Origin of the sequence: Streptomyces uncialis (genome assembly GCF_036250755.1) — a bacterium.
Taxonomy (GTDB): Bacteria; Actinomycetota; Actinomycetes; order Streptomycetales; family Streptomycetaceae; genus Streptomyces; species Streptomyces uncialis.
Genome location: NZ_CP109583.1, coordinates 6,526,631 through 6,544,597, shown reverse-complemented (window position 1 = coordinate 6,544,597; position 17,967 = coordinate 6,526,631). Strand labels below are relative to the sequence as shown.

At 74.9% G+C, this 17,967-nt stretch carries 13 protein-coding genes; 5 read left to right on the top strand and 8 right to left on the bottom strand.

The features are described from left to right. Positions 1-139 precede the first annotated feature (139 nt). Complete coding sequence (locus tag OG711_RS27295) at positions 140-1,891, top strand: hypothetical protein (RefSeq protein WP_329561037.1); 1,752 nt, start codon at positions 140-142, stop codon at positions 1,889-1,891. Between the two features lie 100 nt (positions 1,892-1,991). On the opposite strand, the gene OG711_RS27290 is transcribed toward OG711_RS27295, so the two are convergent. Next, positions 1,992-5,180: a helix-turn-helix transcriptional regulator gene (locus tag OG711_RS27290; protein ID WP_329561035.1), complete on the bottom strand. Its 3,189-nt coding sequence runs from the start codon at positions 5,178-5,180 to the stop codon at positions 1,992-1,994. Positions 5,181-5,474: 294 nt separating this feature from the next. Between OG711_RS27290 and OG711_RS27285 the strand changes: the two genes are divergently transcribed. After that, on the top strand, positions 5,475-5,936 hold the full coding sequence (locus OG711_RS27285) for a hypothetical protein (RefSeq protein WP_073793582.1): 462 nt from the start codon (positions 5,475-5,477) through the stop codon (positions 5,934-5,936). Positions 5,937-6,068: 132 nt separating this feature from the next. On the opposite strand, the gene OG711_RS27280 is transcribed toward OG711_RS27285, so the two are convergent. The 4 genes from OG711_RS27280 to OG711_RS27265 form a co-directional block, all read right to left on the bottom strand. Continuing rightward, positions 6,069-7,172: an RNA polymerase sigma factor gene (locus tag OG711_RS27280; RefSeq protein WP_405674115.1), complete on the bottom strand. Its 1,104-nt coding sequence runs from the start codon at positions 7,170-7,172 to the stop codon at positions 6,069-6,071. Between the two features lie 293 nt (positions 7,173-7,465). Further along, positions 7,466-9,376, bottom strand: coding sequence for a DNA primase (gene dnaG, locus OG711_RS27275; RefSeq protein WP_266515214.1), 1,911 nt, complete (start codon positions 9,374-9,376; stop codon positions 7,466-7,468). 147 nt (positions 9,377-9,523) lie between these two features. Further along, entirely contained in the window at positions 9,524-10,786 is a 1,263-nt protein-coding gene (locus OG711_RS27270) for an NAD(P)/FAD-dependent oxidoreductase (RefSeq protein WP_073793585.1), read from the bottom strand. Between the two features lie 176 nt (positions 10,787-10,962). After that, on the bottom strand, positions 10,963-12,318 hold the full coding sequence (locus OG711_RS27265) for a deoxyguanosinetriphosphate triphosphohydrolase (RefSeq protein ID WP_073793586.1): 1,356 nt from the start codon (positions 12,316-12,318) through the stop codon (positions 10,963-10,965). Positions 12,319-12,623: 305 nt separating this feature from the next. On the opposite strand from OG711_RS27265, the gene OG711_RS27260 reads away from it, so the two are divergent. Next, positions 12,624-13,235, top strand: coding sequence for a SanA/YdcF family protein (locus OG711_RS27260; RefSeq protein WP_073794242.1), 612 nt, complete (start codon positions 12,624-12,626; stop codon positions 13,233-13,235). A 4-nt stretch (positions 13,236-13,239) separates the two neighbouring features. On the opposite strand, the gene OG711_RS27255 is transcribed toward OG711_RS27260, so the two are convergent. Both OG711_RS27255 and OG711_RS27250 read right to left on the bottom strand, forming a co-directional pair. Beyond that, complete coding sequence (locus tag OG711_RS27255) at positions 13,240-13,728, bottom strand: gamma-glutamylcyclotransferase family protein (RefSeq protein WP_329561031.1); 489 nt, start codon at positions 13,726-13,728, stop codon at positions 13,240-13,242. A 633-nt stretch (positions 13,729-14,361) separates the two neighbouring features. Continuing rightward, the gene (locus OG711_RS27250) at positions 14,362-15,084 is read right to left on the bottom strand and encodes an NADPH-dependent FMN reductase (protein WP_329561029.1); all 723 of its coding nucleotides are present in this window, start codon (positions 15,082-15,084) and stop codon (positions 14,362-14,364) included. 415 nt (positions 15,085-15,499) lie between these two features. Here OG711_RS27250 and OG711_RS27245 point away from each other — a divergent pair, with 415 nt between their 5' ends. Both OG711_RS27245 and OG711_RS27240 read left to right on the top strand, forming a co-directional pair. Then, a complete protein-coding gene (locus OG711_RS27245; protein WP_329561027.1) occupies positions 15,500-16,015 on the top strand; it encodes a hypothetical protein in 516 nt (171 codons plus the stop codon). Between the two features lie 113 nt (positions 16,016-16,128). Beyond that, positions 16,129-16,815 (top strand): class F sortase, encoded by a 687-nt coding sequence (locus OG711_RS27240; protein ID WP_266515230.1) that lies wholly within the window; start codon positions 16,129-16,131, stop codon positions 16,813-16,815. Between the two features lie 422 nt (positions 16,816-17,237). Here OG711_RS27240 and OG711_RS27235 read toward each other — a convergent pair whose 3' ends face one another. Continuing rightward, positions 17,238-17,894 carry a hypothetical protein gene (locus OG711_RS27235; protein ID WP_178391164.1) on the bottom strand — a complete coding sequence of 219 codons (657 nt, stop codon included), beginning with the start codon at positions 17,892-17,894 and terminating at the stop codon, positions 17,238-17,240. Positions 17,895-17,967: the final 73 nt, after the last annotated feature.

Sequence of the window (17,967 nt, the reverse complement as noted above, 5' to 3'; positions counted from 1 at the left end):
GCGCTCCCCCGTCACTCGGCCCCGGCGAGCCCCGCCCCGCGCCGTCGGGCGGCTCGTGAGGGACGGGCCGCGTGGGGCCAGGAGTAATCTGCGGGACTGGGTGCGGAGTCGCCTCCGCGCGGGGAGGGAAGCGCACACCATGGCCCGACTGTCCGACTTCTTGACCATGCCGCGGGTGGTCCGGCATCTGCCCGCGACCGCCGAGGGACTGCCTCCGGACGGGGAGATCGTCGTGGACGCGCCGGACGAGGACCTGGCGCGGGCCCTGGACGCGGCCCGGCGCGGTTCGTGGGAGCCCGCCGCCGCGCTGCTGGCCCGTACCCGGGCCGCCGCCGACTGGCAGCTCCGGTCGGACCACCTCACGGGACTCGTCACCCTGGCGCTGCACCACGTCGGCTGGCTGGAGGACTGGTTCCGGGACCGGCCGGCCGACCCCGGCGCCGCGCTGGTGCGCGCCGAACTCGCGGTGCGGCGGGCCTGGGAGATCCGGACGATGACGGGGCCCGGAACCATCCCCCGCGAACAGTTCGAGGCGTTCCGCACCGCGCTGGCGGACACCGCGCCCCTGCTGCGGGCCGCCGCCGAACTCGGCCCCGACGACCCCACTCCCTGGGGCATCCTCCTCACCCACGCCCGGGGGCTGGGCGCGCCGCGCGAGGTGTTCGAGGAGTACCTCGCGCAGGGCCAGCTCCGCGCGCCGCACGATCTCGCGCTGCACGAGCGGGCGTTGCCGTATCTGTCGGACAAGTGGTTCGGCTCGTACGCGGAGATGTTCGCCTTCGCCCGGTCGGCGGCAGGGTCCGCGCCGGAGGGGTCACCGCTGCGGGGGCTGCCCCTGTGGGCGGTGACCGAGTACTCCCTGGAGTACACCGTCCGCGACGGCGAGGGACCCGTACCGCGGGCCCTGGTCAAGGAGGCCGTCGCGGACGGTGTGGAGCTGTCGGCGCGGTTCTCGGCCGGTGACCCGATGGCCGCCGGGCTGCGCAACCATCTGGCGCTGGCCCTGTTCCGCTCCGCGCGGCGGCCCACCGCGGCGCTGGAGACGTTCCGGCTGATCGGGACGGACGCGCGCGCCCTGCCCTGGACGTATCTCGGCGCGCCCCGCGAGACGTTCATCGAGGCGCGGCGGCTGGTGCGGATGCGGGTGGCGCGCGGGACGCCGTACTTCCGGGGCGCGGTCCGGGCCCCGGCCGTCGCACCGGCGCAGGCCGGGACCGTCGCGCCGCCGCAGGCCAAGGCCGTCACGCTGTGCGGGGCGCCGCCGGAACAGGTCGTCAAGGCGGTGCTGCTCACCGGCACCACCCTGCGGCTGGCGCCCGCGCCGGGCGGCCGTACCTATCTGGAGACGGCCCCTTCGGTGGACGCCGCCGACGGGCGCGGGGCCGGGCGGCGGGCCGTCTTCGCGCTGGGCGGGGCGGTCCGGCTGGCGCGCATCCTCAGCCGCGGGGAGCAGTGGCCGGTGGTGGTCGCGCAACAGGAGGGCGACTCGTACACGCTGACCCTGGTGCGGGACGGGGAGGAGATCGCCGCACACAGATGGCGGGGCGTCGCGGACGTGCCCGGTCTGACGGCGGCGTCGGCGGTCTCGGCGGCCTTCACCGAAACGCTCGGAGTCACCGACCCGCGCCCGCTGACCGCCGTGCTGCGGGACTCGGGCGCACCCCGGCGCCATCTCGCGGACGCGTTCGCCGCGCTGGGGCTGCCGCCGCTGCCGGACGGGTTCGGCGAGCGCGACGAACCGCTCGCGGCGGCGCCCGGCGCGCGGGTGGTGCTCCGCAGGTCGCTGCTGGTGGCGGTCAGGGAGATGCTCGGGCCGGAGCGGGTACGCGGTCGTGGTGGCCGTCCCGGTCGTCGTCCCGATCGTGGTGGTGACGGTACGGGGGGTGGGTGAAGCGGTGCGCGGTGGTCCGGGCCGCTGACGGGTTCCCGTGCCGGGTGCGCGACGGGTGCCGTGGTCGACGTGACCACGTGGTCGGCAGTGCCCCGGCCGCTCAGGGCGGGGCGAGCAACCGGCCCAGCGTGGCGCGGTCGTTGACGCCCAGCTTGCGGTAGACGCGGCCCAGCGTGTTGTCGACCGTACGGACGGACAACCCGCGGTGCGCGGCGATCTCCTTGCTGGTGCGGCCCCGCGCGGCGAGGTGCGCGATCTCCAGTTCACGGGCGCTCAGCGCCGCCGGGGCGCCCGGACCGCGTTCCGTCAGCACGCCCAGGGCCGGGGTCGCGGCGCCCTCGCAGCGCTCCCGCAGCAGCAGCGCGCGGGCCGTGGCGCGGCGCTCCGCGACGACCCGGGCGGGGGTCCGGTGCCGTTCGCCCGGTGCCGGTTCCCGCCAGAGCGACGCGGCCTGTGCCAGGGTCTCGGCGGCGAGCAGCACGGTGCCCAGGGCGGTCCAGGTGTCGGCCACGGCCGTGAGCGCGTCGGGGTCCGCTGCGGCGAGGGCCCGCGCGTGGGCGGCGCGGGCGGCCTCGTACGGGCCCTGCGCGGTCGCCGCGAGGTCCGTGACCCGGTCGGCGGCGGACCGTTCGCCCCAGCGCACCAGGTCGTGCTGGAGGGTGAGGGCGACGGCGCGTTCCCCGTGGGCGAGGGCGTCGGCGGTGGCCGTGCCCAGTACGGCCACCGCCTCCCCGGCGCGGCCTTGGCAGCGCAGCGCCCAGGCGTGCGCGCGCAGGGTGTCGGCCTGCCGCCACGGCCCGTCCGGGCCCTCGGCGACGGCCGCCAGTTCCGCCGCCGCGGCCCCCGCATGGCCCGTGTACGCCCGCGCGAGGACCAGTCCGGCCAGGACGCGCTGTTCCGCGAAGCGGTGTCCGCACAGATGGGCCTGTGCGCGGGCCTCCCTGAAGTGCGCGGCGGCCTCGGCGGGCCGCCCCCGGTCCAGCGCGATCCTGCCGCGCACCCAGCCGAACCAGGTGACCAGCGCGGGCACCGGCGCGGCCAGCAGTTCCTCCAGCCCGTCCCGGGCGGTCCGGTCCGCCTCGTCGAGCCGCCCGGCCTCCAGCAGGGCCGCCGCGATCAGATAGGAGCTGCGGGCCGGGTAGAACACCTCGGTGCGCTCGGTCACCGCCCGGTGCGCGGTGTACGCGGCCCGCCCGCTGCGCACCGCGTCCTCGGCCCGCCCTTCCGCGAGTTCGACCCGGAGCCGGGCCTGGAGCAGCAGGACTCCGGCGGGGTCCGGTACGGGGGCGGGGTCCGGTACGGGGGCGAATGCGGGTGCGGGGTTCGCTGCGGGTGACCTGGGCAGTACGGGGACCGATGCGGGTGCGGGGTTCGCTGCGGGGACGGGTGGTCCGGGCAGCGACGGGCCGGGGTCCGGTACCAAGGCGTCAGGTCCGGACGGGGACGGGGACCGTACCAGGGCGGACGACGGGCCCGGCGCGGACGACGGGTCCAGCGCGGACTCCGGGCCTGGCGGGGACTCCGGGCAGCCCGCGAGGGCGTGGGCGGCCAGGTCCGTGCGGCCCGCGGCGGTCAGCAGGGTGACCTCCCACCCCGTGAGGACCGGCGAGGGGCCCGCCCGCCCGACGGCCTCCGCGAGGACCGCCAGGGCCCGGTCCAGCCGCCCGGGACCGTAGAAGTGGTGGACGGCGAGGGTCACCGCGACGGACCCCACGTCCTCGGGCCCGGCCGCGGCGAACGCCCGTTCCAGTACGGCGATGCCCTCCGTGAAGGCGCCGCGCTGGCCGAGCGCCTCCCCGAGCATCAGCGCGGCGCGGGGGTGCGGGCCGTGGACCAGGGCGGCGCGGGCCAGTCGGCACATGGTGTCGACATCGTCCGCGTACAGCGCCCGGCCCGCGGCCCGCACCAGCAGTTCCGGGTCGGCGGTGCCGGTGGCGTCGAGTTCCCAGCAGGCGACGGTGAGGGCGTCGCCCGCGCGGCGGGCGCCGTGGCCGCGTACCCGGTCGGCCTGCCCGAGGAGCAGCGCGCGGGCCTTCAGCCTGCTGACACCGGCGCGCAGGACCCTCGCGTGCAGCGGGTGGGCGAGGGTCAGTTGCTCGCGGCGGCCGTCGACGTGGGAGACGATCAGACGGCGGTCCTCCAGTTCCGCGAGCACCTCGGGCCCGCTGTGGGCGAGGCCGTCGCGCAGTCCGATCGGGCCGCACACGGCGAGGAGTTCCAGCAGGGCGCGCCGGTCCGGGGCAAGCGCGTCGAGCCCCTGGCCGGACAGCCCGTCGGCGACCGTGGCGGGCAGCGTTTCGGGCAGCGGGCGGTTGAGGCACCACACGCCCCGCACCTCGCCGAGCCCGTTCTCGGCGAGGGTGGCGCGCAGCAGTTCCCGCAGCAGCAGGGGGTTGCCCCGGCTGGCTTCCCACAGGGCGCGCGCGGTGGGCGCGGCGACCGGGCCGCCGACGGCCGCCGCCAGCAGCGCGGCGCTCTCCCGCGCGGTCAGCGCGGGCAGCGGAAGGTGGCGCAGGGCGTCGTCACGCCACAGGGCGCGCAGCGCGTCGGGCCAGGGGGCGCCGTCGGGCAGGGTCGCGGCGAGGAACAGGGTGGCGTCGGCGAGCAGCAGCGACAGCAGGGCGAGGGAGGTCGGATCGAGGAGGTGGATGTCGTCGACGACGAGGACGGTCGGTCCGGCGGTGGCGCGGTGGGCGGCGGCCCGGCGGCGGACCTCGGCGAAGAACCCGGCGGGGCCGTCGACCTCGCTGTCGTACGGGAGGAGCGGGGCCAGCGCCGACAGCGGCATCGCGCGGGCGGCGTCGGTGGCCTGGACCCGCAGCACGCGGTGGCCGCCGCGGTGGCGGGCCCGGGTCAGGAACTCCTCGGCGAGCCTGCTCTTGCCGACACCGGGCGCGCCGGTGATGACGGCGGCCCGGCACGACGGGCGGCGTAACGCGCGCTCCAGCGCTCCGAGTTGTGCGGCGCGACCGGCGAAGGGCAGCCGGGCCCCCGGCCGTCCCGTGCCGGTCCCGGGCATCGGCCGGGCCCCCGGCGCGTCCCGTTCACCGGGCGTCGTCGCCCCTGGCGGGGAGTGTCCCGCCGCCCGGCCGACGCCGTACGCGCTCACGTCCCCGTACCCGCCTGGGGCCCCGTACTCACCCACGTCCTCGTACGCGCTCATGTCCCCGTCCGTGAGCGCGCCCGCGTCCCTGTACGTGACCGTGCCGGCGCACGAGTCGGCGCCCGCGCCCGTATCCGTATCCGTAGGCGCGTTCGTGACCGTGACCGCGTCCGTGTTCGTGTCCATCCCCCGGTCCCCCTGGCGTGCGGGGTGGTCCGGCCCCCTGCCGGATGTCCGCCGCGTCCGCCGTCCCGCAGAGTGCCAGGCGGCGGGGCGCGGAGGCACGGGGTGACACACCCTTGGCCGAAACCGGGTTCCGGCCGGTGGTGCCGGGATGGGGTAGGCGGCGGCGCGTGATGGAGCAGTGGGCTGCTCTGTGCCCGGGTGGTGGCGGTGCGGGACGTTGTTCCTGCCCATCAGGGCGACGGCCGCGACCACGAACGGTTCCGGCCACCAGGATCTAGGGGGAGGAAGACTCCAGTGCGTTCCACTGTGTTCCGCAGGCTCGCCACGACCACCGCCGTTCTCGGGGCGGCACTCGCGCTCACCGCGCCGATGGCCTCGGCCGCCCAGCCCGCCCCGCTCGTGCCCGGTGAGCTGTACAAGGTCCAGCTCAACCTGCTGCGATGCGTCAACATCTCGGAGAGCGGCGAGGACGAGCTGTATCTGAAGCTGGACGGCGGGGTCGTCGTCCCCACGTCGACCTGCGCCGAGCGCGGCACCGTCGACTACTCGGCGATCGACCCGGAGCGGTTCATCTTCGAGGGCGGCACACCCCTCAACGTCGAACTGTGGGAGCAGGACCCGGACTACATCGACCCGGACGACAAGCTCGGGGTGTTCGAGCTGAACGACGCCCGGGTCAACGCGACCAACATCGCCCGGGTGGTCAAGAACGGCGACTACAGCTACACCCTGACGTACACGGTGCTGCCGCTGTAGCGGCCGGACGGACGGGTGAGGGGGCACCGCGGGCCGCGGTGCCCCCTCACCCGTCCGGGACGACGACCGGCGTCCCCCGGTACTGCCGGGCACCCGGCACCCGGCACCCGGCACCCACCGCACGCGACGCCCTCAGTCCAGATAGCCGCGCAGCTGGTCGGCGTAGGCGTGGTCGCGGAGCTTGTTGAGGGTCTTGGACTCGATCTGGCGGATGCGTTCGCGGGTGACGCCGAAGATGCGCCCTATCTCCTCCAGGGTGCGGGGGCGGCCGTCCATGAGGCCGTAGCGGAGCTGGACGACCTTGCGTTCGCGTTCCCCGAGGGTGGACAGGACCGCGTCGAGGTGTTCGCGCAGCAGCAGGAACGCGGCCGACTCCGCCGGTGAGGCGGCGTCCCCGTCCTCGATGAGGTCGCCGAGGGCGACATCGTCCTCCTCGCCGACCGGGGCGTGCAGCGAGACGGGTTCCTGCGCGAGCCGCAGTACCTCGCCGACGCGTTCCGGGGTGAGTTCCAGATACGCGGCGACCTCCTCGGCGGTCGGTTCGCAGCCGCGTTCCTGGAGCATCCGGCGCTGGACCCGCGCCACGCGGTTGATGAGTTCGACGACATGGACGGGCACCCGGATCGTGCGGGCCTGGTCGGCGAGCGCGCGGGACATCGCCTGGCGTATCCACCAGGTCGCGTACGTGGAGAACTTGTAGCCACGCGCGTAGTCGAACTTCTCGACGGCCCGGATCAGTCCGAGATTGCCCTCCTGCACCAGGTCCAGCATGGTCAGCCCGCGGCCGATGTACCGCTTGGCGACGGACACCACGAGGCGCAGATTGGCCTCGATGAGACGGCGTTTGGCCATCCGGCCCATCACGACGAGCCGGTCGAGGTCGCCCGCGAGCCGGGAGTCCAGATCGGGCGCGGAGCCCAGTTTCTCCTCGGCGAACAGCCCGGCCTCCACCCGGCGGGCCAGTTCGACCTCGTCGGCGGCCGTCAGCAGTCCGATCCTGCCGATCTCCCGCAGGTACTGGCGGAACAGGTCGGAGGAGGGGCCGCCGTGGTCCGCGCGGGCGGCGGACCGGTCCGCCGCGGGCCCGGTGTCCGCGCCGGGGCCGGGCGGCGTCTGCGGACGGACCCTCGCGCGGCTCTGCGCGGGCACCGCCCTGAGCGGTTCGGGTTCCGCCCCGGCGGCGGCCGGGGGGACGTGCGTGTCGGTGGGGAGCTGCGCGAGGGTCCGGGTCTGCACGGCGGCGACCTCCAAGGGGTTCGCTGCTGGAGCGAGCGACAGCGGTACGACGGGAGCGGTAGGGGCGGCCTCGCCGCCGCCGTCCCGTACGCGATGAGCGGAACCGCGGGGGTCCGGGGTCCGCCATGGACGAACCGGCCGCGCTCCGAGGACTCAGGCACCGCTCCCCAGTGTGCTCTACGACACATCCTTGCCACGAGGGGCGTGCGACGACTTTTTACCTCTGTACGTGACCGGCCGGTTACGGGGCGGGTCCGGGGGACGGGTGCGCCGGAAGCCTGGCCGGGACGGCCCTACAGGGCGTCCGCGCCCCGCTCGCGCAGCGACTGACCGTACTGCTGGAGGACCCACAGTTCGTTCTGGACGGCGGCCAGATGGGCCGGGTCCCCGCCGGAGCCCAGCCGGGTGAGGGTCGACTGGATGTCCCGGACCCGGCGGTCGACCGCGCGGCGGCGGACCGCGACGAGCTGCTCGCCCGCGTACAGCTCGTCGACCGTGCGGCGCATGATCGCCTCGACGGCCAGCTCGGTCACCATCGCGCGGACCTGGTCGTCGGGGGCGGCCTCGCGGACCCGCACCAGGTACTCCTGGGGGGCGCGCGCGCCGTGCTCGGCGCCGCCCGCCTCCATCACGGCCTCCCGGACGGCCGCGTAGGGCGGCGCGGTGAACTCGTCCACGCCGTACGCGTCGAAGGCCGGGGAGACCAGCTCAGGGCGCTGGAGGGCGAGCTTGAGCAGTTCGCGTTCGGTCGCGTGGACGGCGTTGCGCAGATTGAGGGCGGCGCCCCGGGGGCGGCCCGCCCCGCTCTCGTCGAAACCGGCGGCGGTCCGCTGGGCGCCGCGCTCGGGTGCGGGGCCCTGGCCGCCGCGGTCGCGGGCCCAGCGGGCGATCTGGCCGACGCGCTTGACGACGAACTGGGTGTCGAGGATGCCGACGAGACCGGCGAGCTGGACGGCGACCTCGTGCTGGGAGGCGCTGTTCTTGATCCGGGCGACGACCGGGGCGGCCTCGTCGAGCGCGGCGGCGCGGCCCGCCGGGGTGTCGAGGTCGTAGCGGGCGACGATCTGGCGCAGCGCGAACTCGAACAGCGGGGTACGGGGCTCGGTCAGCTCCGCGACGGCTTCGTCGCCCTTGGCGAGCCGCAGGTCGCAGGGGTCCATCCCGTCGGGGGCGATGGCGATATAGGTCTCGGCGGCGAACTTCTGGTCGTCCTCGAAGGCGCGCAGGGCGGCCTTCTGGCCGGCCGAGTCCCCGTCGAAGGTGAAGATCACGCGCGCGGAGCCGTTGTCCATGAGGAGGCGGCGCAGGATCTTGATGTGGTCGGCGCCGAACGCGGTGCCGCAGGTGGCGATGGCGGTGGTGACCCCGGCGAGATGGCAGGCCATGACGTCGGTGTAGCCCTCGACGACGACCGCGCGGCTGGCCTTCGCGATGTCCTTCTTGGCGAGGTCGATGCCGTAGAGGACCTGGGACTTGCGGTAGATGGGTGTCTCGGGGGTGTTCAGGTACTTGGGGCCGTTGTCGTCGGCGCGGAGCCTGCGGGCACCGAAACCGACCACCTCGCCGGAGATGTCCCGGATGGGCCACATCAGGCGTCCCCGGAAGCGGTCGATGGGGCCGCGGCGGCCCTCCTGGGCGAGCCCGGACAGCAGGAGCTCCTTGTCGGTGAAGCCCTTGCCGCGCAGGAAGCGGGTGAGGTGGTCCCAGCCGGCCGGGCTGTAGCCGACGCTGAAGTGGGTGGCCGCCGACTGGTCGAACCCGCGCTCCGCGAGGAACGTCCGGCCGATCTCCGCCTCGGGCTGGGAGTCGAGCTGCTCGGCGTAGTACACCGCGGCGGCCTTGTGGGCCTCCACCAGCCGGATGCGCTCACCGCGCTGATGGCTGGGGTTGTACCCGCCCTCCTCGTAGCGCAGGGTGATGCCGGCGGTGCCCGCGAGCCGCTCGACGGCCTCCGAGAAGGACAGGTGGTCGACCTTCATCACGAACGTGATGGTGTCGCCGCCCTCCTGGCAGCCGAAGCAGTGGAAGAGGCCCTTGCTGGGGCTGACCTGGAACGACGGCGACTTCTCGTCGTGGAAGGGGCACAGGCCCTTCAGGTTTCCACCGCCCGCGCCGCGCAGCTGGAGGTACTCGGACACCACGGCGTCGATCGGGACCGCGTCCCGGACCGCCTTCACGTCCTCGTCATTGATCCTGCCTGCCACGCCGCGATTCTACGGCGACGCACCGACACTCCCGCGCCGCGTGTGCTCCGGGGGACCCTCCGGACGTGCTCCCGGGAGGCCCGGGCACGCCCCGCCGGAACGGGACGGGCCCGGGGCGCCCGGGTGTGCGCGAGGCCCCGCGGGGCCTCAGGGGACCAGTGACGCCAGGGGCACCGAGGGGTCGGCGAGCGCGTCGGGGTCCACCCGCGCGCGTGACCTGATCAGTGCCTGGACCGGCTCGGTGACGTCCCACACATTGACGTTCATCCCGGCCAGGACGCGGCCCTCCGACAGCCAGAACGCGATGAACTCCCGCTTGCCGAGATCGCCGCGGATCACGACCTGGTCGTAGGAGCCCGCGGGCGCCCAGCCGGAGTACTCCAGGCCCACGTCGTACTGGTCGGAGAAGAAGTACGGCACGCGGTCGTACGTGACGTCCTGGCCGAGCATCGCGCGGGCGGCGGCCGGGCCGCCGTTCAGGGCGTTGGCCCAGTGCTCGACCCGCAGCCGGGTGCCGAACAGCGGGTGGTGCGGGGCCGCGATGTCGCCCGCCGCGTGGATGTCCGGGTCGGAGGTGCGCAGCCCCAGGTCCACGGCGATGCCGCCGCCCTCGGAGCGGTCCACCAGCTCCAGGCCCGCGGCCTCCGCGAGGGAGGTGCGGGGCGCGGCGCCGATCGCGGCGAGCACGTCGTGCGCCGGGTGCTCCTCGCCGTCGTCGGTGCGGGCCGCGAGGACCATGCCGTCCTGGCCGACGATCTCCGTGAGCTGGGCGCCGAAGTGGAACCGCACCCCGTGCTCGCGGTGCAGGTCCGCGAAGAACTGCCCGAGCTCGGGGCCGAGGACGCTGTGCAGGGGGGCCGGGCCCCGGTGCACCACGGTGACCTCCGCCCCGTAGGAGCGGGCCGCCGCCGCGACCTCCAGCCCGATCCAGCCCGCGCCCGCGATCACCAGATGGCCGTTCTCCCGGCCCAGGCTCGTCAGGACCTGGCGCAGCCGGTCGCTGTGCGCGATGCGGCGCAGATGGTGGACCCCGGCGAGCTGGGTGCCGGGGATGTCGAGGCGGCGCGGTTCCGCGCCGGTCGCCAGCAGCAGCTTGTCGTACGCGATGGCCGTGCCGTCGCCGAGCCGCACGGTCCGCGCGGTGCGGTCGATCAGGTCGACGGTCTGGCCGAGGTGCAGTTCGATGTCGTGCTGCGCGTACCAGGCCGGTTCATGGACGCCGAAGCTGTCGCGTTCGGCCTTGCCCAGCAGATAGCCCTTGGACAGGGGCGGGCGCTCGTAGGGGTGATCGCGTTCGTCCCCGATGAGGATCACCCGCCCGGTGAACCCCTCCGCGCGCAGGGTCTCGGCCGCCTTGGCGCCCGCGAGCCCTCCACCGATGATGACGAACGTCTGATCCGCGTCGACCACTTGATGCCTCCTCGTAAGCATTCCGCCAGGAGCGAGCGTCCCGCACACAGGGTGATGCGGGAAGAGGGAGTGACCCGATCAGGCCATCGCCCGTCACACCCCGTGGCGGTACGCGGGATTCCGTTCCTGTTCCGCGCCCCCGGTCGTGTGCCCCGCGCGGGGCCCGTCCAGTCCTGTCACAGGCCGGTCGGCGCGGCGCCGGGGCGGTCCGTGAGCCGGGCGTGCAGGGCGCCCGCGGACACATCCGTGAGGGACGCGATCTGATCCACGATCACCCGTTTGCGGGAGCGCGCGTCGGGTGCCGTCTCGAACAGCGCGCGGAACTGCGGGTCGAGCCCCTCGGGGGCGCGCCGCGCGAGGGCCTCGGCCAGCTCCGCGACGACGACCCGCTGTTCGGCCCGGATCAGGGCCTGTTCGGCGCGCTGCATGACGTACCGGTCGGCGACCGCCTTGAGCACCGCGCATTCGAGGCGGGCCTCGCGGGGGACGACGAGCTCCGCGGCGTAGCGGGTGAGGCGCAGCCCGGTGTGGCCGGGGTCCCACCGCGCGCGGGTGGCGTGTTCCGCCGCCACGCAGAAGCGGCCGATGAGCTGGCTGGTGGCGTCCTTCAGGCCCGCCTGCGAGGACGCGGAGCCGTCGTAGCCGTGCGGCCACCACTCCTGGGCGAGGAGCCGGTCGAGGGCCGCCGCGAGTTCCTCCGGGTCGGTGTCCGCGGGGACGTAGCGGCCGATCGCCACCTCGTAGACGTCCCGGCGCTCGGGTTCGGCGTGCAGCACCCGGGGGTCGACATGGCCCGCGTGCAGCGCGTCCTCCAGGTCGTGCACCGAGTACGCGACATCGTCCGACCAGTCCATGACCTGCGCCTCGAAGCAGGTCCGGCCGGCCGGGACGCCCTCGCGGACCCAGTCGAAGACCGGCCGGTCGTCCTCGTAGACACCGAACTTCGGGGACGCCGGGTCGGTGGGGTGGCCGCCCAGGGGCCAGGGGTACTTGGTCGCCGCGTCGAGTGCGGCGCGGGTCAGGTTGAGTCCGACGCTGACGGGGGCGGTGCCGCCGCCGTGCCCGGCGGGGGCGAAGCGCTTCGGTTCGATCCGGGTGAGCAGCCGCAGGGACTGCGCGTTGCCCTCGAAGCCGCCGCAGTCGGCGGCGACCTCGTTGAGGGCCTGTTCGCCGTTGTGACCGAACGGGGGGTGCCCGAGGTCGTGCGACAGGCAGGCGGTCTCCACGAGGTCCGGGTCGCAGCCGAGGGCCGCGCCCAGTTCCCGGCCCACCTGGGCGCACTCCAGGGAGTGCGTCAGCCGGGTGCGGGGGCTCGGGTCCCAGGCCGGGCCGCGGGTGCCGGGGGTGACCACCTGGGTCTTCCCGGCGAGCCGCCGCAGGGCGGCGGAGTGCAGGACCCGGGCCCGGTCCCGCTGGAACGCGGTACGGCCCGGCCGTTTGTCGGCCTCGCCCGCCCAGCGCGCCTCGTCCGCGGAGTCGTAGGGGACCGTGGCGGGTGCCGGGGTGGACGTGGTGGTGCCTTCGCCGTGCATGGGCACGACAGTAGACGGCCGGACCGGGTTCGCGCGCGAGCCGCCCGCCGGGCGGACCCGGGGGCGCCCGCGGTGCGCGGCGGACGCCGGGGCCGGGGCGTTGTCTGCGGGGTGGATTACTCTGGGTGACACGAGGTCGGCCATTGCTTTGGGGGTTGGGGATGCGGCTCGTCCGGGGGGTTCGTCGAACGGCGGCGCGGGTGGTGACCCGTACGGCGCGGGAGGTGGCGCGGGTGCCGTGGCGCTCGCTGCGGCCACGGCTGCCGCGCGGCAGGCGGGGGCAGCGGATCGCGGTGCAGTCCGTGATGGTGCTGTGCGTACTGGGGCTGATACCGCCCACCTGGGTCTATCTGTCCGCGGACAGCTCCTTGCGCGACCCGGGGGACGTGCCCCGTACCGAGGTGGCGATGGTCTTCGGCGCCGGGCTGCGCGGCGACGAGCCCTCCCCGTATCTGGCCCGGCGGCTGGACGCCGCGGTCGGGCTGTACCACGCGGGCCGGGTCGAGGTCATCCTCGTCACCGGGGACAACAGCCGCGAGGAGTACGACGAGCCGGACACCATGCGCGCCTATCTGACCCGCCAGGGTGTCCCGGACCGGCGGATCGTCAGCGACTACGCGGGCTTCGACTCCTGGGACTCGTGCGTACGGGCCCGTGAGGTGTTCGGGGTGGACCGGGCGGTCCTGATCAGCCAGGGCTTCCACATACGCAGGGCGGTCGCCCTGTGCCGCGCCGCGGGGATCACCTCGTACGGCGTGGGCGTGCCCGACCGCCGCAACGCGGTCTGGTACTACGGCGCCACCCGCGAGCTGATGGCCTCGGCCAAGGCCGCGTCGGACGTGGTGCTCCGGCCGAGCCCCCGGTTCCTCGGCCCCAAGGAGCCGGGGGTGGCGGCGGCGCTGGCCACCGGGCGCTGAGCGGTCAGGCGGCCCCGGTCGGTTCCGGCTGTTCCCCGGTGAGCGCGGTGTGGGCGAGCCAGTCGCTCCCGGCCAGCCGGGTGCCGTCGCGGCGCAGTCCGTCGGCCACGGACGGGGCCGCGAGGTACACCCAGGCCGGGGTGGTGGAGCCGTCGGCGCGGTGGACGTCCCGGATCACCCGCTCGTACTCGTTGCCCGGGTCCCCGGGGCCGTGGTACTCCTCCAACTCGTCGAGGGAGACCAGCAGCCCCGGGTAGTCGCTGTCCAGCGCGGTGACCAGTTCGCCCTGTATCCGGCCGGGCCCGGGGACCTCCACGGCGTACGGGTAGCCGGGCCCGTCGTACAGCGCGGCGCCGGGGAGCGTCCCGGGCTCGTCGTGGGCGGTGCCCGCGCGCAGATACGCGTCGTGACAGGACGCGCCGGGCCGCAGCGTGCCGTAGACGAAGAAGGGCAGTGCCGTGGCGGCCCCCCGCGGTCCGTCCGTCATGCTCATATCCGATGTCCGTCCTCTCCCGGTGCGGTTACGGACGCCGATTATCCCGGGTCGGGCCACGGGTCGCCTTCGCTTGCGCCTCTGAGGTCTCCTGTGCCGGGCGTACTTGTCCCTGTGCGGGCCGCTCGTGGGGTGCGCAGTTCCCCGCAGGTCGCCTTCGCTGGCGCTTCTGGGGTTCCACACCTGGCCGCACTTGTCCCTGTGGGGGTACCGACGTGGGTGCGCAGTTCCCCGCGCCCCTGGATGCTGCCCCTGTTCGTTGTCCTTCGGGTGCGGGTCCGCCCTCGTCTTCGCGCAGTTCCCCGCGCCCCTTTGGGGGCGCTCCTCAGGCTGTCGTCCAGGTGAAGGTCCTTCGCTTGCGGAACCACCTTCCCCGCGCAGTCGCAGGACTCACGTAAGGGGGTGGGCGGGAATCTCTGCCCGCAGACTCCGATGCTCTTCAGTCCGGCAAGGTCACGTCGTACCGAGCGCGTTGGAGCGAGGACGGAGAATCCCGACCGGCACCGACCCGAAGAACAAGCCGGACGCGCCCCAAAGGGGCGCGGGGAACTGCGCGAAACCACCAGGCGACGGCACAGCAACGAAGTACGCCCAGCCGGACAGACCTCGGAAGCGCAAGCGAAGGCGACCCGCTCACGACCCGTACGGGCGGGCCTCCTTGCCCTCGCGGAGGGTCAGGCCCCACCACGTGAGCTGATCGAGCAGGGACTTCACGGCGGCCCCCGCGGCGGACGGGTCCCGATGGGCCCCGTCGTCGTCGAACTGCGACCCGGCGTTGGCGAACGAGACCGAGTCCCGGACGGTGACCGCGTGCAGTTCGGCGAAGACCTGCCGCAGATGCTCGACCGCGCGCAGCCCCCCGGAGATCCCCCCGTAGGAGACGAAGCCGACGGGCTTGGCCTGCCACTCGTCGTAGTGCCAGTCGATGAGGTTCTTCAGCGCGGCGGGATACGAGTGGTTGTACTCGGGGGTGAGGACGACGAACGCCTCGGCGTCGGCCAGCGTGGGTGTCACCTTGGCGACCTCCGCGGCCACCTCGGGCGACGGTCGCCCGGGAAGGGTCGTGGGCAGGTCGACCGCGCCGACGTCCACGAGCTCGGCGCGCAGTTCGGGCCGGACGCCGATCTCCTTGAGCAGCCAGTCGGCGACGACCGGCCCGAACCGGCCGTCCCGGTTGCTGCCCAGGACGACCGCGATCCGCAGGGGCGCCGGAGGCCGGACCTCCGGCCCGTCCGGTTCGGTCGCCACCCCCGGCCCGCCGGACCAGGAGGGTTCGACGGGAGAGGTGATCGGGGTGGCGGTGGCGGTGGGCACGGTGGATGCTGCGGCCCCGAAGGCCGCGTTCTCGGTGTTCATGTGCCACAGCGTGTTCCCTCAACCAAACTTGAGGTCAAGCGCGCCGCACCCGCCCCGCCCGCCACGCGTCCGGCACCCGCCCGGCACCCGTCCGCATCCCGGGAACCGTGCCCGACGCACCGTCAGCCCCCGGCCGGGGAACGCGGGACGCCGGACGCCCCGTCATATACGCCGTCCGGCCGACCGTCACCCGTTCACAGCCCTGCGGGACGCGCTCCCGCACATTTCCCTTCGCACGTCCATGACCTGCTGAAACAGGGTGCGGCAGGGCGCGGGAGTCAGCCGTTCGCCGGAACCGGGGGCCGGGCGCCGGGAGGCGGCGGGGGCCGGGGGGCCGTTTTCTCGGGGTGCGAGGGCGCGACCGACGCAGCGGCACTTGGGGGCCGCGGGGCGCGCGCTTCCCTAGGAGCGAGTCATGCGTACTGCCCGTCTGCTGAGCGCCGCCGCGCTCGCCGTCGCCACGGCGGCGCTCGCCGCGGCCCCGACGTGGGGCGGTGACGCGAAGGGCACCCGGCTCTTCCCGTCCTCCGCCTCGCCGGGCGACCTCGTCACCATGAACACGGGCGGCTGCGGGGCGGGCGGCACCGCGGCCGGGGACGCGAGCTCGGTCGGCGCGGGCACCTTCACGCTGGCGCCGAGCAGTCATATGGGGCAGTCCGTCGGTCAGTTCAAGGTGCCCTCGTCCGCGCATCCGGGCACGTACGAGATCGCCGTGAGCTGCGCGGACGGCAAGCAGGCCACGGCCGACCTGTGGGTGGGGCTGGCCGGGGCTGCGCTGCCCACGCACCCCAAGGGGCATGTGAACACGGGGGTCGGCGGCGCACTGGGCCCCGACCCCGTCCAGACCGCGGCGGGTGTGGCGGCGCTGGCCGTCGCCGCCGCGGGCGGTACCTGGCTCCTGCATCGCCGGGCGAGAGGCGACGGGATCTGACGGACACCTCCGCTGTCCACCGGTACCGCCTTCCCTCCCCCCTCCGGTCCCGCGACCCCTCGCCGGGCCGGAGGGGGGCCGCGGGAGAGACCAAGCGACCCGAGGGGGACCTCATGCGCAAGCCCGGCCACGACGACCCCGCCGCCCCCGGCCGGAGGCCGTTCCGTCCCGGGCGGGGCCCGGGGGACGGGGTGATAGCGGGGATCACCGTGCTCGCCCTGTGCGCGGGGGCGTTCCTGCTGCGCAACGGCTCCACGTCGCATCCGCCGCCGCAGCCGTCCGCCGCGCAGGCCGCGCCGTCCGTGGGCGGTACCGGGGGGCGGGGGTCGGGCGCGGCGCCCATGGCCCCGTCGCCGCCGGACCGTATCCGGGTCCCGGCGATCGGGGTCGACGCGCCGCTGACGGGGCTGGGGCTGACCCCGCAGGGCAGTCTGGACGTACCGCCGCCCCAGCGGAAGAACCTCGCGGGGTGGTACGAGGCGGGGACGACACCCGGTGAGCGGGGTACGGCGGTCGTGGCGGGGCACGTCGACAACGCGGAGGGACCCGCGGTGTTCTACCGCCTCGGGGCGCTGGTCCGGGGGCGGACGGTGGAGGTGGCCCGGCGGGACGGGTCGGTGGCGGTGTTCACGGTCGACGCGGTCGAGGTGTACGACAACGAGGACTTCCCCGACGAGAAGGTGTACGGGGCCGCGGGGCGGGCCGAGCTGCGGGTCATCACCTGCGGTGGGCCCTACTCCGAGCGGACGGGCTACAAGGGCAACGTCGTCGTCTTCGCCCACCTCACCTCGACGAAATAGCCCACACGAGTTGTGCCCCCACGGGGTGCGTCGTGGTCGCCTCGGGCCGCCGGGACGGTGTCCCGCGGCCCTGGGTTCCCACCCGTGGGGCGGCTGTCCCCGTCCGGCTCCCCGCCGCCTTCGCGCGGTTCCCCGCGCCCCTGGGTCGGCGCCTCTTGCGGTACCCGTCGGGTGCGGGTGGTCCGTGGTGCGCGGTTCCCCGCGCCCCTGGGTACTCGTCCCTGGGCGCACTTGTCCCTGTGCGGGTCGCTCGTGGGGTGCGCAGTTCCCCGCGCCCCTTTGGGGCCCGTCCACTGTCCGCGTTCGCCTGCGGGCCCGGTGCCCCCGAAGGGGCGCGGGGAACCGCGCGAGGCGGGCCGGAACCCGGACAGGGACAGCCGCCCCACGGGTGGGACCACGGCCCCCGGCGAGGAACAGCGGGGTCACGACAGGTCGGACGCCTCGAACACCCCCCGGCCCTCCTCCGCGTCGATCCGCTCCCCGATCCGCTGGAGCACCCCCGTCCCGGTGCGCAGCAGTCCGGACGCCCGCGCGTGGCGCGCCCCCGTGTCGAGCCGGTGCCACAGCAGCGGATTGCCCGTCAGGACCTTCGGGTCGACCTCGACCCGGTTCCCCAGCGCGTCCCGCAGCACGAGCCTCGGCTGGACCCCGTCGCTGTGCCGCGCGGCGACGAGCAGGTCCGTCGCGACCTGCCGGGTGCGCCACAGCCCCCGGACGGCGAGCCATCCGGGCCCCGCCGTGACCAGCGGCGGGTACAGCACCGCGTACAGCAGCAGCGCCAGCGTGAGCCACAGGAGCCCCCGGACGGCGGTCAGCGTGCCGTTCGCGATGTCGACCAGGCCGATCAGACCGAGCAGGGTCGACGCGCAGTACACCGCGTCCCTGCGGTCCGTGGCCCAGCGCCGGTCCGCGGCGACCCCGGGGGCCGTGAACGGGCCGTGCCGGGCCGCCGGGCCGCGCTGCCCGACCGTGACCCACACCGGTTCCCGGCGTCCGTCCGGCCGCCGGTCCGCGTCGTCCTCCTCGTCGTCGTCCTCGCCCCGGTCGCCGCCCTCGTACCGTGTCCCTTCACATCCCATGCGGGCACCGTAGAACGACGGACAGCCCACGTCAGCGGGATTGACGCTTCGCTGACCCGGGGGCGCCATCCCT

What these genes read in the sequence shown, in the direction of transcription:
- OG711_RS27295 (WP_329561037.1), top strand. Translation starts at nt 140, where the DNA reads ATGGCCCGACTGTCCGACTTCTTGACCATGCCGCGGGTGGTCCGGCAT.
- OG711_RS27290 (WP_329561035.1), bottom strand. Translation starts at nt 5,180, where the DNA reads ATGGACACGAACACGGACGCGGTCACGGTCACGAACGCGCCTACGGAT.
- OG711_RS27265 (WP_073793586.1), bottom strand. Translation starts at nt 12,318, where the DNA reads ATGCACGGCGAAGGCACCACCACGTCCACCCCGGCACCCGCCACGGTC.
- OG711_RS27260 (WP_073794242.1), top strand. Translation starts at nt 12,624, where the DNA reads ATGGTGCTGTGCGTACTGGGGCTGATACCGCCCACCTGGGTCTATCTG.
- OG711_RS27255 (WP_329561031.1), bottom strand. Translation starts at nt 13,728, where the DNA reads ATGAGCATGACGGACGGACCGCGGGGGGCCGCCACGGCACTGCCCTTC.
- OG711_RS27250 (WP_329561029.1), bottom strand. Translation starts at nt 15,084, where the DNA reads ATGAACACCGAGAACGCGGCCTTCGGGGCCGCAGCATCCACCGTGCCC.
- OG711_RS27245 (WP_329561027.1), top strand. Translation starts at nt 15,500, where the DNA reads ATGCGTACTGCCCGTCTGCTGAGCGCCGCCGCGCTCGCCGTCGCCACG.
- OG711_RS27240 (WP_266515230.1), top strand. Translation starts at nt 16,129, where the DNA reads ATGCGCAAGCCCGGCCACGACGACCCCGCCGCCCCCGGCCGGAGGCCG.
- OG711_RS27235 (WP_178391164.1), bottom strand. Translation starts at nt 17,894, where the DNA reads ATGGGATGTGAAGGGACACGGTACGAGGGCGGCGACCGGGGCGAGGAC.